17 protein-coding genes are annotated in these 15,857 nt (G+C 58.1%); 12 read left to right on the top strand and 5 right to left on the bottom strand.

Annotated elements, in window-relative coordinates; genetic code table 11:
- Positions 1–39: 39 nt before the first annotated feature.
- The 6 genes from ACXAEW_RS18155 (at position 40) to ACXAEW_RS18130 (ending at position 4,730) form a co-directional block, all read left to right on the top strand.
- Positions 40–564 (top strand): DUF6497 family protein, encoded by a 525-nt coding sequence (locus ACXAEW_RS18155; protein WP_474942675.1) that lies wholly within the window; start codon positions 40–42, stop codon positions 562–564.
- Between the two features lie 220 nt (positions 565–784).
- The gene (locus ACXAEW_RS18150; protein WP_474942674.1) at positions 785–925 is read left to right on the top strand and encodes a hypothetical protein; all 141 of its coding nucleotides are present in this window, start codon (positions 785–787) and stop codon (positions 923–925) included.
- Positions 926–994: 69 nt separating this feature from the next.
- Positions 995–1,354 (top strand): hypothetical protein, encoded by a 360-nt coding sequence (locus tag ACXAEW_RS18145; RefSeq protein WP_474942673.1) that lies wholly within the window; start codon positions 995–997, stop codon positions 1,352–1,354.
- A gap of 202 nt (positions 1,355–1,556) precedes the next feature.
- Positions 1,557–1,772 carry a hypothetical protein gene (locus tag ACXAEW_RS18140; protein WP_474942672.1) on the top strand — a complete coding sequence of 72 codons (216 nt, stop codon included), beginning with the start codon at positions 1,557–1,559 and terminating at the stop codon, positions 1,770–1,772.
- Between the two features lie 104 nt (positions 1,773–1,876).
- Complete coding sequence (locus ACXAEW_RS18135; protein WP_474942671.1) at positions 1,877–3,907, top strand: acetyl-CoA carboxylase biotin carboxylase subunit; 2,031 nt, start codon at positions 1,877–1,879, stop codon at positions 3,905–3,907.
- Positions 3,908–4,160: 253 nt separating this feature from the next.
- On the top strand, positions 4,161–4,730 hold the full coding sequence (locus ACXAEW_RS18130; RefSeq protein WP_474942670.1) for a hypothetical protein: 570 nt from the start codon (positions 4,161–4,163) through the stop codon (positions 4,728–4,730).
- A 1-nt stretch (position 4,731) separates the two neighbouring features.
- Here ACXAEW_RS18130 and ACXAEW_RS18125 read toward each other — a convergent pair whose 3' ends face one another.
- Positions 4,732–5,187 carry a DUF4174 domain-containing protein gene (locus ACXAEW_RS18125; protein ID WP_474942669.1) on the bottom strand — a complete coding sequence of 152 codons (456 nt, stop codon included), beginning with the start codon at positions 5,185–5,187 and terminating at the stop codon, positions 4,732–4,734.
- Between the two features lie 178 nt (positions 5,188–5,365).
- Between ACXAEW_RS18125 and ACXAEW_RS18120 the strand changes: the two genes are divergently transcribed.
- Together ACXAEW_RS18120 and scpA are read left to right on the top strand one after the other, a co-directional pair.
- A complete protein-coding gene (locus ACXAEW_RS18120; RefSeq protein ID WP_474942668.1) occupies positions 5,366–6,301 on the top strand; it encodes a hypothetical protein in 936 nt (311 codons plus the stop codon).
- The gene (gene scpA / locus ACXAEW_RS18115) at positions 6,267–8,393 is read left to right on the top strand and encodes a methylmalonyl-CoA mutase (protein ID WP_474942667.1); all 2,127 of its coding nucleotides are present in this window, start codon (positions 6,267–6,269) and stop codon (positions 8,391–8,393) included. Before ACXAEW_RS18120 ends, scpA begins: the two co-directional genes overlap by 35 nt.
- 630 nt (positions 8,394–9,023) lie before the next feature.
- Here the strand turns inward: scpA and rffA are convergent.
- The 3 genes from rffA to ACXAEW_RS18100 all read right to left on the bottom strand — a co-directional run bounded on the left by rffA (position 9,024) and on the right by ACXAEW_RS18100 (position 11,696).
- The gene (rffA, locus tag ACXAEW_RS18110; protein WP_474942666.1) at positions 9,024–10,151 is read right to left on the bottom strand and encodes a dTDP-4-amino-4,6-dideoxygalactose transaminase; all 1,128 of its coding nucleotides are present in this window, start codon (positions 10,149–10,151) and stop codon (positions 9,024–9,026) included.
- A gap of 85 nt (positions 10,152–10,236) precedes the next feature.
- Positions 10,237–11,133: a hypothetical protein gene (locus ACXAEW_RS18105; RefSeq protein WP_474942665.1), complete on the bottom strand. Its 897-nt coding sequence runs from the start codon at positions 11,131–11,133 to the stop codon at positions 10,237–10,239.
- A complete protein-coding gene (locus ACXAEW_RS18100) occupies positions 11,133–11,696 on the bottom strand; it encodes an acyltransferase (protein ID WP_474942664.1) in 564 nt (187 codons plus the stop codon). The genes ACXAEW_RS18105 and ACXAEW_RS18100 overlap by 1 nt, the downstream gene beginning before the upstream one ends.
- A gap of 477 nt (positions 11,697–12,173) precedes the next feature.
- Here ACXAEW_RS18100 and ACXAEW_RS18095 point away from each other — a divergent pair, with 477 nt between their 5' ends.
- Both ACXAEW_RS18095 and ACXAEW_RS18090 read left to right on the top strand, forming a co-directional pair.
- Positions 12,174–12,872 carry a TerB family tellurite resistance protein gene (locus ACXAEW_RS18095; RefSeq protein ID WP_474942663.1) on the top strand — a complete coding sequence of 233 codons (699 nt, stop codon included), beginning with the start codon at positions 12,174–12,176 and terminating at the stop codon, positions 12,870–12,872.
- The gene (locus ACXAEW_RS18090; protein WP_474943066.1) at positions 12,853–13,848 is read left to right on the top strand and encodes an endonuclease/exonuclease/phosphatase family protein; all 996 of its coding nucleotides are present in this window, start codon (positions 12,853–12,855) and stop codon (positions 13,846–13,848) included. Before ACXAEW_RS18095 ends, ACXAEW_RS18090 begins: the two co-directional genes overlap by 20 nt.
- Before the next feature lie 211 nt (positions 13,849–14,059).
- On the opposite strand, the gene ACXAEW_RS18085 is transcribed toward ACXAEW_RS18090, so the two are convergent.
- Positions 14,060–14,944, bottom strand: a complete 885-nt coding sequence (locus ACXAEW_RS18085; protein ID WP_474942662.1) for a LysR substrate-binding domain-containing protein — start codon at positions 14,942–14,944, stop codon at positions 14,060–14,062.
- Between the two features lie 114 nt (positions 14,945–15,058).
- Here ACXAEW_RS18085 and ACXAEW_RS18080 point away from each other — a divergent pair, with 114 nt between their 5' ends.
- The gene (locus ACXAEW_RS18080) at positions 15,059–15,283 is read left to right on the top strand and encodes a DUF1127 domain-containing protein (RefSeq protein WP_474942661.1); all 225 of its coding nucleotides are present in this window, start codon (positions 15,059–15,061) and stop codon (positions 15,281–15,283) included.
- Between the two features lie 98 nt (positions 15,284–15,381).
- Complete coding sequence (locus ACXAEW_RS18075) at positions 15,382–15,828, top strand: hypothetical protein (RefSeq protein ID WP_474942660.1); 447 nt, start codon at positions 15,382–15,384, stop codon at positions 15,826–15,828.
- Positions 15,829–15,857: the final 29 nt, after the last annotated feature.

Below are 15,857 nucleotides of genomic sequence, written 5' to 3'. Positions count from 1 at the left end.
CACGTTTACGATGTTTGACAATGGGGACGAATCGCGGCCATGATCACCCCACGCCTTTACAGCACAGCGCGCGCGGCCAGCGCAGCGCCTGCAGCCCCGGCTGGAGGAGGCCCGATTTATGGGTGCCGGGGCTGCGGATTTATCAAAATCACCGCAGCAATTTTTGCCATCCTTGGTTGTGCAAGCCCGCTTCGTGCTGCCAACGAACTTTTGGGACAACAGGTCGCAGTTCCGTCAGGGCAGGCGGTCTACCTGTCCGAAGTGTTACAGGATGAAACACCAGGTGCGCTTTGGCTCAGATTTCGTTTTATTGCACCTGCCATCGACCGGTCCCACGGGAGCGTAGATCCTGAAGAGGCGGCCTCAGATATGGATCACCTGTGCCAGTCCGTTGCGCTCTCTTACCTTCGGGATCACAGGTTAAAGCCCGAACGCATCTCGATCTCACTGTCGGACCGCCAGATTCCTTTTGGCGAAAGCGACCCGGACGCGACCCAATTCTTCGAACTCTACAGCGCCCAAACCGGTGGTCAGGGTGCCACCTGCCTGTGGGAGGCCTTCTGATGTCGTCTCCCCATCATAAACTTGCGCCTAAACCCGTCCATTGGCAGGATTTTGCGGCTTTGCCGTCACAGGCACAGCCTCTTGTGCACTGGGGATGTTTATTTGGCTGCACCTCATGTAACATCGGCGCGGGTTCGGACAATCGGACCCACCATCATTGGTTGAGGCGCGCGGGGCCATTTGGTTTCGCCGGTTTCACGCAAGTTATCAGGAGACTGAAATGTCCAAGAGCATCAAACTGTTCGCCGTCGTTGGCGTTCTGGCAACCGTTGCCGCCTGTGGCAGCCGTCAGGAAGAATTCGTTGTGGTCGAGCCCGAGCCCATCTCGCAAGAGCCCGCCTACACCGGCAAATACAAATAAACCCTTCAGGGGTCCGGCCCTGCGGCCGGCCCCAGCCGCTCCGCGGGGTGCCGGACGAAAGGCACCACCATGCTAAAGCATCGCGGATTTCCCGGCAGACTGGCCGGAACAGACTTCCAATTCACCATTCGTCGCGCCAATCCCAAAGGGGCAACCCCGTTGGTCGCGCGCGAGCGTTTCCCGGATCGCAGACCGCCCGACCGCAAAGCGGATGCGGGGTTTATGCTGGCCTTGTGGGAACAATTCGGCACTGAGCCATTTGAACGTGGCAACCTGGATGCCGGACGTCTCAGCTGGTTGTTTGGACGTGAGGTCGTTGCCGTCGACGAAGAGTTTGACCCGACCGATTACGAAGCGCTTCTGCAGATAGACGAGGCCGTGGCCCGCGCATCTTTCCCCGAGATCTTTGACGGGAAGGGGAACTGGTAATGCCGGTGCGGCTGTTCCATATCCTCTCCGACCGGAGCAGCCACGCCGCGCGCGCCCCATGGGCGGGGCTTCGCCCAGGCCGCGTGTCATTTGCGCAGAGTTTCGCACAGAGTCTCCCGGCCGATGCCAGCTGCTTGTGTGGGCAGCCTTTGCCTGCGACCACTGTGTCATCCCTTTGGACGACGCAGAAAGGAACGAAGCAGTGCACAGAACAAAAGGGCGTATCCGCTGGGCGCTGGCACTTGTCAGCAGCCTGGGTCTTGCGGCCTGTGGCGAGACAACTGGCGAACAGGCAGCCATTGGCGCCGCTGCGGGCACCGTCGGTTCGGCGGTTATTCAGGGCAACCTGCTTACCGGCGCTGCCGTTGGCGCTGCCGCAAATGTCATCTACTGCAAAGAATACCCGCGCCGCTGCTAAGGGGCGCGTAACTTTCAACACGACCAACATTCGCATGGACGCCGCTGCCCGAACCCTCGGGCGCGGCGTTTTTGCGTTCAGACCAATGAGCCTAAGGAGAGCCGATGTTTGACAAGATCCTGATTGCCAACCGGGGGGAGATTGCCTGTCGCGTCATCAAGACTGCGCGCAAAATGGGGATCAAGACCGTTGCCATCTATTCGGACGCTGACAAGCAGGCGCTGCATGTGCAGATGGCCGACGAAGCAGTCCACATCGGCCCGCCGCCTGCAAACCAGTCCTATATCGTCATCGACAAGGTGATGGAGGCGATCAAGTCCACCGGCGCGCAGGCCGTACATCCGGGCTATGGCTTCCTGTCGGAAAACTCCAAATTTGCCGAAGCTCTGGCCAAGGCGGGCGTTGCATTTGTCGGCCCCCCTGTGGGCGCCATCGAAAGCATGGGGGACAAGATCACCTCCAAGAAAATCGCCCAAGAGGCCGGTGTGTCCACCGTTCCGGGCTATATGGGGCTGATCGAAGACGCGGATGAGGCGGTCAAGATCTCCAATGAAATCGGCTACCCGGTGATGATCAAAGCCTCCGCCGGCGGCGGCGGCAAAGGCATGCGGATTGCCTGGAACGACGAAGAAGCCCGCGAAGGCTTTCAGTCCTCCAAAAACGAAGCGGCCAGCTCCTTTGGCGATGACCGGATCTTTATCGAGAAATTCGTCACCCAACCGCGCCATATCGAAATTCAGGTGCTGTGCGACAGCCATGGCAACGGCATCTATCTGGGCGAACGCGAATGTTCGATTCAGCGCCGCAACCAGAAAGTTGTCGAAGAAGCTCCAAGCCCCTTCCTCGACGAAGACACCCGCAAAGCCATGGGTGAACAGGCCGTCGCATTGGCCAAGGCCGTGGGCTATGCCTCTGCGGGGACCGTGGAATTCATCGTTGACGGGGAAAAGAACTTCTACTTCCTGGAGATGAACACCCGACTGCAGGTGGAACACCCGGTGACCGAGCTGATCACGGGCGTCGACCTTGTGGAACAGATGATCCGCGTGGCGGCCGGCAAAGAGCTGACCATGTCCCAGGATGACGTCAAGCTCACCGGTTGGGCCATTGAAAACCGTCTTTATGCTGAAGATCCCTATCGCAACTTCTTGCCCTCAATCGGGCGTCTGACCCGTTACCGTCCGCCTGCGGAAACTGCCGCATACACCCCTGGCGTTCAGCCGGGTGATGCTGGAGACATCGTGGTTCGCAACGACACCGGCGTCTATGAGGGCGGCGAGATCTCGATGTATTATGACCCGATGATCGCCAAGCTCTGCACCTGGGCACCAACCCGCGACGCCGCGATCGAAGCGATGCGCACCGCATTGGACAGTTTTGAGGTCGAAGGCATCGGTCACAACCTGCCGTTCCTGTCGGCGGTTATGGATCATCCCAAGTTCATCTCGGGTGACATCACAACCGCCTTTATTGCCGAAGAATATCCGGACGGTTTTGAAGGGGTAGAGCTGCCCGACAGCGATCTGAGACGCATCGCAGCTTCCTGCGCCGCCATGCACCGGGTTGCCGAGATCCGGCGCACGCAGGTCTCTGGCCGGATGGATAATCACGAACGCAAGGTCGGCGATGACTGGGTTGTTTCGGTTCAGGGGCAGGTCTACCCGGTCTCGATTGCTGCGGACGCTCAGGGCTCCAGCGTTTCCTTTGAAGATGGCACGTCCATCCGTGTCGCCTCCGATTGGACGCCCGGAGATCAGCTGGCCACGGTGCAGACGGATGACAGCGAACTGGTGATGAAAGTGGGTAAGATTACCCAGGGCTTCGCCATCCGCAGCCGCGGCGCCGATCTGAAGGTTCATGTGCGCACCGCACGTCAGGCCGAACTGGCCCAGCTGATGCCAGAGAAGCTGCCACCGGACACCTCCAAGATGCTGTTGTGCCCGATGCCGGGGCTCATTGTGTCAGTTGGCGTCGAAGTTGGCAACGAAGTTCAGGAAGGTCAGGCGCTTTGCACCGTAGAAGCCATGAAAATGGAGAATATTCTGCGGGCGGAAAAAAAGGGTGTCGTAACTAAAATTAACGCGAGTGCTGGCGACAGTCTTGCTGTTGATGACGTTATCATGGAGTTCGAATAATCCAATGACTTGCGCCGTGCGCCATAACTCGTTGTCTTCGTGTGGTTTTTCCGCGCGCATGACACGTGGGCGCGCGGCGCGACGTGATTTCGGGCGCCGAATCCAGCGCTCGACAAATCATTTACATCAATTTTTAGGCTTAACACCCTGTAAACAAATGGCATTTACCTTTGAGAAAGACCTTGGTGGGCAAGGGATGACTCAGGGGCGAAGTGGGTGCCCCAGTCCAATTACAAGTAACTGGAGGGGTAAAGTGCCACACAACAAGATGTCCTGGTCGTTGGCCAGGGCCAGGCGCCTCTCGGCCGCACGTTGCCGAACCGCCGCGCGTACCATTGGTGCCGGGCTTATCCTGTTGGCCGTCGCTGGATGTGCCAAACAAAAAGAAGAAGATGTCCGCACCCGCCTTGGCGACTGGGTGAACCTTGGGGAAACCCTCTATTTCTATGCCGACACAGGATGTTCGGCGGCGGTGTTCGATTTGAAATCCACCCGGATTTCGTCCACTGTCACGCGCGCCCGCACCCTGCAAAAGGGGCAAAAGGTCTTGGATCAGCGGCAGCCTGTGTTTTTTGACATGAAGGGCGAGAGCCCGCATTCAGTGACCCAGCAGTTGATGAATGCCAGCCTGCACAAGGGGCTTGGCCTTATCTCATCTGGTGTGGCTGCCAAAAACTGTATGACCGAAACTTTGCAAACCTATTACCTGCGGGCGCTTTTGGATGAAAACGCCGATCTGGTGTTTGACCCGGAAGACGAGGCCATGATTGTGGTGGATGGCGAAAACCGCTGGCTGTTTTACGCACGGGGAGATGGTAAGTGAGCTATTCGCCTCGCCGTTCCTCTATTTCGCGTACCCGAGACGGGATCTTGTCGATGGTCCTGTTTAATTCGCGTACCGTCCAGGGGAACGGCTTGCGCAGCTTGACGTCGCCGTCCTTGCCAACCAACACCAATTGGAAGCCGCGCGGGCGCAGTTTGCGCCGCAGCGCTGACTTGGCGCTTGGGTCTGTATCGGTCAGAACAACCACATCCCGTTCACGCAATTCATCCTCTTGCGCATGCAGCTGTTCCATCTGTTCTTGGAATCGCGGATCCGCATCGGTGTCTGCAAAAACCACAATTGGGCGCTTTTTCCATAAAAATTCGCTCAAATTTGATTCAAAATCACCCAGAAACAAAGCGTCTTCGGATGGCGTGCTGCCATCACTGGCCAGGGCTTCCGGCGCAAAGAACGGGCCGAGAAAAACAGTCAAAACAATAGGGTATAGGGATCGCATGGTGCCTCCTGTTGTATTCAATATATGCCATAATGGCCAAAATGCGATGGGGGATCTAAAGAAGCCCCGAAAAAAACACATGGTGTTAACCAACTTGGAAGGACCTGCGGAACAAGCTGGCAACAGTTTCGCAACGTTTGCTGCTTTGACAGCCTCCGGCAGAAGGACCGGTCCGACCATGAAAGTGATTTTGCATATCGGCGCCCATCGCTGCGCCACCACCACGTTTCAGGAATACATGCGCCAGAACCGCGCTCAGGCCGCAATGGAGGGTGTTGGCTATTGGGGACCGCAGGTCACCCGTTCGGGCCTGTTTCAGGGGGTTCTGCCAGGGCCGCAGCTTCTGCCCAAAGGGGACCCGGCAAAACGTGCCAGGGGGCGGATCAAGCTCAAACTGGCCTCAGAGCGCGCGACAGGCTTTGACCAATTGCTGATTTCGGATGAAAACATCCTCGGTTCCATGCGTCAGAACCTGCACCTTGGGACGCTTTATGCAGATGCGGGCGACCGCCTGAGCCGTTTTGGTGAGGCGTTTGACGGCGAGCTTACCGATCTGGTCCTCAATATCCGGGCTTTGGATCACTACTGGACCTCGGCGTTGACGTATGGTGTGGCGCGTGGCTTTCCGTTCCCGACCGAACCCATGCTGGACCGCTTTGCAAAGTCCCAACGCAGCTGGCGCGATGTGATTACCGATATCGCCACGGCTTTGCCGAACGTGAACCTTTGGGTGCAACCCTTTGAAACCTTTGGCGGTCGCCCCAATGCTCAGCTGAACTCCATGACGGGCATTCGTGCCCCGCGTGCCCACGCCCGCATCCGTTTGGCACGCTCCCCGCGGGTTGAGGAGCTTTCGGCCTATCTGATGGACGAAGACGCCGCCAAACTGGCCGATCAATTTGGCCTGTGGCGCCCCTTTAATGCCGAACAATCCGCTCTCCTGCGTGAGGCTTATGCGGATGACATCATGTGGCTGGTCGGCGGTGCCGACGGGCTGGCCCAGATTGCAGAAGACAATAATCAAGACCAAGCGGAAGACACAAAAACATTCCGCCGAACACTGACACGAGGAAGGCCCAATGACCAAAACCGACGATTGGCGGGATCTGGCTGAAAAAGAGCTGCGCGGACGCCCGCTTGACGACCTGACCTGGAACACGCTGGAAGGCATCGAGGTCAAGCCGCTTTATACAGAAGAGGACACCAAGGAGCTCGGCCATATGGGCTCTTTGCCGGGCTTTGGCCCCTTTACCCGCGGCGTCAAGGCGACCATGTACGCTGGTCGCCCCTGGACCATCCGCCAATACGCAGGCTTCTCCACCGCCGAGGAATCCAACGCATTTTATCGTCGCAACCTGGCCGCAGGCCAGCAGGGGGTCTCGGTCGCTTTTGACCTGGCAACCCACCGCGGCTATGACAGCGATCACGAACGTGTGGTTGGCGACGTAGGCAAGGCGGGCGTGGCCATCGACAGTGTCGAGGATATGAAAATCCTCTTTGATGGCATCCCGCTGGACAAGGTCTCCGTGTCGATGACCATGAACGGCGCGGTGATCCCGATCCTTGCCAGTTTCATCGTCGCCGGTCAGGAACAGGGGCACGATAAATCGCTTCTGTCCGGGACCATTCAGAACGACATTCTGAAAGAGTTCATGGTCCGCAACACCTATATTTATCCGCCGGAACCGTCGATGCGGATCATCTCGGATATTATCGAATACACCTCAAACGAGATGCCGAAATTCAACTCCATCTCGATCTCTGGCTACCATATGCAGGAGGCGGGTGCGAACCTGGTTCAAGAGCTTGCCTATACGCTGGCCGATGGGCGCGAATATGTGCGCGCGGCAATGGAAGCGGGCATGGACGTTGATAAATTCGCCGGTCGCCTGTCGTTCTTCTTTGCGATTGGCATGAACTTCTTTATGGAGATCGCCAAGCTACGCGCGGCGCGGACGCTCTGGCACCGGGTGATGACCGATTTTGGCGCAAAATCCGAACGCTCCAAAATGCTGCGCACCCACTGCCAGACCTCGGGCGTGTCCTTGCAGGAGCAAGACCCCTATAACAACGTGATCCGCACCGCCTATGAGGCGATGTCGGCGGTGCTGGGCGGTACGCAATCCCTGCATACCAACGCGCTGGATGAGGCGATTGCACTGCCCACGGATTTCTCGGCCCGGATTGCGCGCAACACCCAGCTGGTTCTGCAGGAAGAAACCGGCGTCACCAATGTGGTCGACCCGCTTGCGGGCAGCTACTATGTTGAAAGCCTGACCAATGATCTGATCGAAAAAGCCTGGGCCTTGATGGAAGAGGTCGAGGAAATGGGCGGCATGACCAAGGCGGTGGCCTCGGGTATGCCCAAGCTGCGGATCGAGGAAAGTGCAGCGCGCCGTCAGGCAAATATCGACCGCGGCGACGAGGTGATTGTTGGCGTCAACAAATACCGCAAGGACAAAGAAGACCCGATCGACATTCTGGACGTGGATAATGTCGCCGTGCGGGAAAGCCAGATCGCCCGGTTGACGCAGATCCGTGCAACACGGGATGAAGCGGCCTGTACGGCTGCGCTTGATGAAGTGACCCGCCGCGCCAAAGAAGGCGGCAACCTGCTTGAGGCGGCGGTCGAAGCCGCCCGGGCGCGTGCATCCGTGGGGGAAATCAGCATGGCAATGGAGAAAGAGTTCGGCCGCCACTCGGCGGAGGTGAAGACTCTGGCAGGCGTCTATGGCGCGGCCTATGAGGGCGACGAAGGCTTTGCAGCGATACAGAAGTCCATTGAAGATTTTGCCGAAGAAGAAGGCCGCCGCCCACGGCTTCTGGTGGTCAAAATGGGTCAGGACGGACATGATCGCGGGGCCAAGGTGATTGCCACGGCCTTTGCCGATATCGGTTTTGACGTGGATGTAGGACCTTTGTTCCAGACACCGGAAGAGGCTGCGCAGGATGCGATTGACAACGACGTTCATGTGGTCGGGATCTCCTCGCAGGCCGCCGGTCACAAGACACTTGCGCCCCAGCTTGTGGAAGAGCTGAAAAAACAAGGGGCAAGCGACATCATTGTGATCTGCGGTGGCGTGATCCCGCAGCAGGACTACGCGTTTCTTTATGAAGCAGGGGTGAAGGCGATCTTTGGTCCTGGGACCAATATTCCTGAAGCAGCCCAGGACATCCTGAAGCTGATCCGTTCGGCCCGCAGATAAGCTGACATCTACGCGGGCAGGGGAGTGCTCCCGCGCCCGCAGGGTGCAACGCCCTTTGGGCCTTGCACCCTTCTGTGCGGCCTTGGGCATGGCAGGCGCGCCGGGGTTCCCCCGGCGCGCCTGTCGCACAGCGTAACCGGCACACGCCGCTTGGAGCGATGAAAGCGCCTGCCTCCTTTTTAGGTTTTTTTGCCGCTCCGGATTGTGCTGGTTGAGGCTTTAAGTTGTTGAAAATAGGTGAATAATTCAGATGCTGTGCAGCAACCTTGATCCCGTGTGTCGAGTAAAATCAGAGGTTGGCAGGGGCTGAAAGGCGCTGAAATATTCCAGCATACCGTGTTGCAGTTGCGTGCTTCGTTCACGGGTCAGGATCGGTTGCCGCTCGGCTGCTATTTCAGTTGTCAGCTTAAAGAGCCCGTTGTTGCACATGCTGCCAGACGTCGATGGCCGTCGTATAGCTTCTGATCACCGTATCCTCATTTGTGAGGTTAACGGATCAAACACTGCTCTCGGCGTGTCGCCGGGTGCCTCTGTTATCTCTCGTGAAACGGCGCGTGCATACCTGCGGGATAGAGGCTTGGGGGCCGTCCTCCCTGTGGGGGTGAACACATTCTCTGGGTGCTTAATCGATTAGAAATAGGCGCTGGCGATGTCGATTATGTGTTCTACATCGCTGCCAAGGTCAAAGAACATTGGCAAACGCACCAGTGTGTCCGAGACTTGGTTTGTCACGGACATCCCTCCTGAAGTGCGGGCAAATTTCTGTCCTGCTGGTGCGCTGTGCAGTGGCACGTAGTGAAACGGGGCGGTAATCCCGTGGGCCTTCATATGTTCGATAAAGGCTGTCCGGTCCTGCAAGTTGCGCATGCGCAAATAGAACATGTGACCGTTGCCTGTGTTGTAGTCAGCCCATTGGGGCAGGCCCACACGTTCGGCTGCGGCCAGATCCGCAAAGGCTTCCATGTAACGGTCAAAAATCGACAGTCGGCGCGTGTTGATCATCTCTGCCATGTCAAGCTGCGCATAGAGATAAGACGCAATCAATTCTCCGGGCAGGAAGGAGGAGCCCAGATCAACCCATGTGTACTTGTCAGTTTGGCCGCGAAAGAACTGGGAACGGTTGGTGCCTTTTTCGCGAATGATCTCAGCCCGCTCGGCCAGTTCGGTTCTGTTGATTGTCAGCGCGCCGCCTTCGCCGCTGATAATGTTTTTGGTCTCGTGAAAACTGAAGGCTGCAAGATCGCCCAAAGAACCGCAGGGACGCCCCTTGTATGTAGACCCAAGCGCCTGCGCCGCGTCTTCGACCAAGAGGGCATTGCGTGATTGGGCAAGTTCCTGCAGCAGGTCCATGTCCGCAGAAAACCCTGCGTAATGAACGGCAAAGATCGCTTTGGTCTGTGGTGTCAATGCGGCCTCGACCGCCTTTGGGTCCATGTTCAGTGTCACCGGGTCGATATCAACAAAAACAGGTGTTGCGCCCCGCAACACCACCGCATTGGCGGTGGAGACAAAGGTGAAAGAGGGCATGATGACCTCGTCGCCGGGGCCAAGATCTCCGAGAATTGCCGCCATTTCCAGGGCCGCGGTGCACGAATGGGTGAGCAGCGCAGTCTTGGCCCCGGTCATCTCGGCGATGCGGGTATTGCAGCATTTGGTATAGTAGCCGTCCCCTGACAATTGACCGCGCGATATCGCGTCTCGCAGATAGGAAACTTCGCGTCCAATCAGAGCCGGGCGATTGAAGGGGATCGATTTCATCAGCTTTCCTTATCTGCAGTGCCAGGTGATGTAGCGCATTCCGGCCTTGGTCTTTTTGCCTGTACAGCAACCATCGGCAGGGCCTCTATTGGGTGCCAAAGCGATCCTGCGTGAGCGCGATAAAATCTGCAACGCTGTCCCGGCCTTTTTTCTCGAGCGCATTCAGATGTTCCAGCACCAAATGACGCGTTTTCTGCGCGTGGGCAATATCGTCCAGACCATAGGCTACACCGACGGCACCCATTGGGTGATCTGCGACCCATTCTGCACGTGTGTCAAAAAAACCGGGCACAACCACGCTGGTGCATCCACAGACTGCTGCAAATTGCGAATACATCGTGGCTTCATCATAGCTGTAAAACGTCTCACACTGATTGAAGATCTGCGCGACCTCCTCATGGGGAAGACCATCAATACAGATCGCGTCTTTTGTTTCAGGAATGCGCGGTTTCTCGTGTCCTTTGCGCAGAATATAGCAGGCCCCCTGGCGTTCCGGCCGGTTCTCGTTTCTGTAGGCGCTGTTGCGGCGCCAGACAAATAGGTCAGGGGCCCCGCCGGTGAGTTCGGGAAGGTCGCTCATCTCACCTGCGCGGAAAAACATCTCGTTTTCGGTGAACTCAAACGGATCCTTGATGCCGGGTGTATACAGCAGCCAGCGGACAATATTCTTTGCGCGCAGAGGATTGCCCAGTGTTACTTCCGGGTAGATCACAATTGTATTGCTCTTCAAATCCCGTGGCAGCGCAATCCGTGTTTTCAATTCTGGATTAAGCCGGAAAGCGTGGCTGCCATTACGCCACAAAAGGCTGGGTTTGCGCAGGATATTTCTTGTGCTGGGCAACTGGGTTGTCCAGGGCCACAGGCTGACATCCTGTCCCAGCGCGCCAAGCGCATGCGCCAATTCGTGCAGGAAGATCGCGCCGCCGCTGTCGGGGTCAAATCCCGGCGCATAGACAATATAGTTCGGTTGCGTGTCGGACATTACGAATTTTCCTGCGCAAGGTAGTCCTGTTCCAGTTCAAGAAGGCTATTGTCACGCGCCTTCAGAACGCGGGCCGGAACGCCGCCCAATATCTTCCAAGGTGGGCTGGAGGCTAGCACGACCGCCCCGGCCCCGACCGCGCAGCCTTCCTCCAGGGTGACGCCGGGCCCCACTACGGCATTGGCGCCGACAATAACATGGCGTCCCAATCTGATGGGGGCGACGAACTCGCGTTTGAACGCGTGGGGCACGGTGGGGTTCGTCAGTGTGGCGCCAGAGTAGTCATCGGATTGGGCAAAGAGTTTTACGCCATAGGCAAGGCCTGCAAAGTCCTGCAGCTCGATGCCGCCCCGTCCCCCGGCCACCAGGCTCATGGGGGCGATATGTACATTGCGGCCTGTGGTCACCTGACCGGAGATGACACAAAAATCATCAATCCTGGTGTGATCGCCCAGATGCATTTTCTCGGGCTCATAAATCGCGGCTTTGTCACTGATCCGGACGTTCTGCCCCAGATGACCAAATCCCATGGCATCAAGTTCATGTTGAGAGAGATACGCCATAACAAGAGCCTACGCGAATGCCGTTTCGAAGCCGCGCGATCAGATGGAACGCGCATTCATGGGGTTAACCATCCTCGCTCGTGAAAAGCAATGGTCAAGCCGGCCGCGATGATCAAAGCACAACAGATGATGCAAGGAATACTGCCTTGAGGGCAATCAGGTACGTGTTTCAGTGATCTGACAGGCAATAGTGGTTGCGTCGTCAGCCAGAGAGAATGAGGGCAATAAGTCGTCGCCCGTAGGGGGGATCTCAAACCGATGTTTTGTGAAGGCCCAGAGGGTGCGTGCGTGGATCCGTCTGAATTCACCCCCTTGGACTTGTCAGAAACCTGCCATGGGGGGCTTTATAATGCGCGTGTGCGTAAGGGCTGTGCCAGGTGCGATGATCTTTTGTGTTTGCAGCCGTATCAGTGATTTTTTACCGATCAGCGCGCATTGACCGCTGACAGTGCCTGCCTATGCAGATAAGAATTCCCCATGTCGCTTTGGACTCGCATATCTGATGCGCTTTCGGCTCTTGCGAGTGGTGCAAGCCTCTCGGAAGTGTTCGAACAGCTGCGAACACCGCCCGAACGCTCGGTCGGGTTTGCCATTGCCGTTGTCGCCTTAGGAGCCAAGATGGCCAAGGCTGACGGGCAGGTCACGCGCGATGAGGTGACCGCCTTTCGCGAGGTTTTCCGGATTGCACCGGGGGATGAGGCGGGCGCGGCCAAGGTCTTTAATCTGGCCCGGCAGGATGTGGCCGGGTATCAGGATTATGCCCGCCGGATTCAGGTGATGTTCGCTGACGATCCCAGCACGCTGTGTGACTTGATGGAAGGGCTGTTTCATATCGCGCTTGCCGATGGGTTCTACCACCCCGGCGAAAACGCCTTCTTGCAGGATGTGAGCCAGATCTTTGGCCAGACACCGCAGCAGTTTTCCGCGCTCAGGGCGCGTTTTGTACCGGATGCGCCGCGTGACCCCTACACCGTTCTGGGGGTGAGCCCCGATATGCCGCGCGAAGAGATCCGCAAACACTGGCGGCGTCTGGTGCGAGAGACCCACCCGGATGCGATGATGGCCCGTGGTGTCCCGGAAGAGGCCGTAAGGCTGGCGGAAAAGAAGATGATCGACATCAACCGGGCCTGGGATCAGATCAATGGCTGCACGGCACATGCGTCTGGCCACCTATAATATCGAATGGTTCGCCAATCTGTTTGACCAGGAAGATTCCCTTTTGCTGGGGCCGGAGCCCTCGGGACGTTACGGCGTGTCTCGTGGTGAACAGGCAGAGGCTCTGGCCAAGGTTTTTCGCGCTCTGGATGCTGATGCGGTTCTGATCGTGGAGGCTCCCAATACCGGGAGAACCCAGCGAACCATTCGCGCGCTGGAGACCTTTGCTGAATGGGCAGGGCTGCGGACGGATGCGGTTGTGATGGGCTTTGCCAATGACACCCATCAAGAGATTGCCCTGCTATATGACCCAAAGGTTCTGTCAGCCCGGCATGCGCCACACAGCCAGCCCGATGCCCCTCAATTTGATAAAGTGTTTAAACTGGATCTGGATGTGGACGAGCGGGTGGATCACGTGCGCTTTTCTAAACCCCCGTTGGAATTAGAGGTAAAGACAGCTTCAGGACGCAGGATCCACCTGATTGGGGCACACCTGAAATCCAAGGCCCCGCATGGAGCCAAGGGTGACGCGGCAGTGATGCGCCTGTCCATCGCCAACCGCCGCAAACAGCTTGCGCAAGCGATCTGGCTCAGACGTCGGATCGCTTGGCACCTGGGGCAGGGCCGTGATCTGATTGTGATGGGGGATTTGAACGATGGTCCGGGCCTTGATCAATATGAAGCGCTCTTTGGCAGGTCTTCGGTGGAAATCGTCATGGGGGATGATCTGTTTGATCCCCATGCTGAACTTCAACAGCAACCCCGTGCCAGCGGTTCGCCAAATACCGCGCGGTTTTATAATGTTGAAAAGAAGCGCTTTTTCGGAGCACTTCTGGATTATGCGATGATCTCGAACGGTTTGCGTGGCAAAAATCCGCGATGGCGGATCTGGCACCCGTTTGAGGATGCGGAAGTTTATCAAAATCTGTCCTTGCGGGAGGCGCTGCTTCTCGCTTCAGACCATTTCCCTGTCTCTCTTGATCTTGAGGTGGACTGAAGTGTTCTGCCCGAGGTTCTCCCGCCCGTCACCATCAGCCTCTTTGAGGCTGCGGTTCCCGTTGGGCGTGGCGCGGACCCCTTCGGGGTCCGCGCGGCCGTCTGCCCCATCGGGCAGACGGCCCGGCCCAAGGCCGCCAATGGGGCTGCCGCAGGCAGGCATATGCGGGCGCGGGAGACTTCGCCTTGGTCTGGGGAGAGGTTCTTAAGGATTAAGGCTGCGCTTGCCTTGAGAGCCAATCCAAGAACAGTCTTGCCGCTTCGGGTGGTTTGCGATTGCTGGGCAAAGCGGCCTGGAACCCATCTGGAACCTCTACAAATCCCAAGGGGGCGATTAAACGCCCCTGATCCAGATCCAGAGCCGCAAGGCGGCGTTCGGTTAGTGCAATTCCCATGCCAGCAGCGGCCGCTTCCAGTGCAAGAATGTGATGCGGGTGTTCGCGCATCTCTGGGCTGGTGATCACAAGACCCGAGATCTCCTCCCAGACTGCCCAGGCAGAGGGGCCTCCCGTATGGCTAAAGCGCATTGGCGTCTCCCAGTGCGCGCCCCTGCGCACCAGCTCATACCCCGGTGCGCAGACCGGCCCATAGGCCGCATCCCCCATCGCGAACACCTCGAAACCTGGCCCGACAGGTCCCCGCAACCGGTCATAGCTCAGCATCACATCGCAGCTCTCGGGGGAACTCCGCCGCTGCCCGGCCACTAGCCCCGACATCAAAAGAGTGATCTCCACCTCTGGGTGTGCCGCGTAAAATTCCGGCAGCCGCGCCGTCAGCCAGCGGGTGGCAAAGGTCGCCCCTACGGCAATCCGCAGCACTTGTCGCCCGGACCCGCGCCGCAGCTCTGCGCTGATTGCCGCCAGCTCGCGCAACATCGGCGACAGTTCCTCTTGCAAACGCGTACCGCGCTCCGTCAGCACCAGTCCCGTCCCCTCCTTGCGAAACAGATCGCCGCCCAGATCCTCTGCCAGATGTTTGATCTGCTTGCTGACCGCGCTGTGCGTGCGTCCCAGCTCCGCAGCTGCGGCTGTAACCGATCCCAGTCGGGCAGTGGCTTCAAAGGCGGGCAGGGCGGTCAGCGGGGGCAGGTGGGTCATTCCATATGTTCCAAAAGGTTACAAATCCTGTGCCAATAACTCGATTTTTCTGCACATAAATTGATCCTATAAGGAGGATACGCGACCCTAATGTGAAGGAAAGGACGAAAGCCCATGGCTCAGCTCATCACTTTTCCCGCGAGTGTGGCCCGGCCCACCCCGGTGAGTAGCGCAAAAACACCTCCTTTGACCGGGCTTGCGCTGTACGTCTGCCGGATCAAGCAGCGGCGCATGTTGGCGCGCGATCTCCTGTTTGCACCGGACAGTGTTTTGTTGGACGCTGGCCTGACTCGGTCTGAGGTGCAGGCCGAGGTTGCCAAACCATTCTGGCGGGGCTGACCTGCGACGAATTCCCCGCATGCCACCGGGGATTGTGCCTGTAAATGCGCCGGCAAAGCGCCTATATACGGGGCATGTTTTTGCCTCAGGCCCTGCCCATGGGCCGAACCCTGGAGGGCGTGCCCGTGTTTGACCCCAGTCGTATCTCCCGTATCGCAATTGTCGCCATTGGCCTAGGCCCGGCCAGCCTGCTGAGCGTGCCACCTGCAGCCGCCCAAAGCCTTTTTGCGCAAAGCGAAGACGCCGCGCCGGATCAGGGCGACAATTCGCTGATGGAGCGCGGGGCCGAGCTGTTCTTTCGTGGCCTGCGCGAAGAAATGGCTCCGGCTTTGGATGGGCTGCAGGAGCTGATGGGGGAGATCGGCCCTTCTATGGGGGCATTCCTGGCCGAGATGGGGCCAGCGCTGGCGGACATCGTCGCACAGGTTGAGGACTGGAGCGCCTATGAGGTGCCAGAGATGTTGCCAAATGGGGATATTATCATCCGCAAGAAGCAGACAGACACGCCGCCCGAAGAGCAGCACGGCTACGACATCGAAATTTGAAGTGCCGCCGTCGCATTGGCCCCACCGCA

The organism is Epibacterium sp. ABZ3_068 (assembly GCF_056159265.1).
Note: the sequence above shows the minus strand (reverse complement) of the source record. Positions and strands in the feature narration are given on the sequence as shown.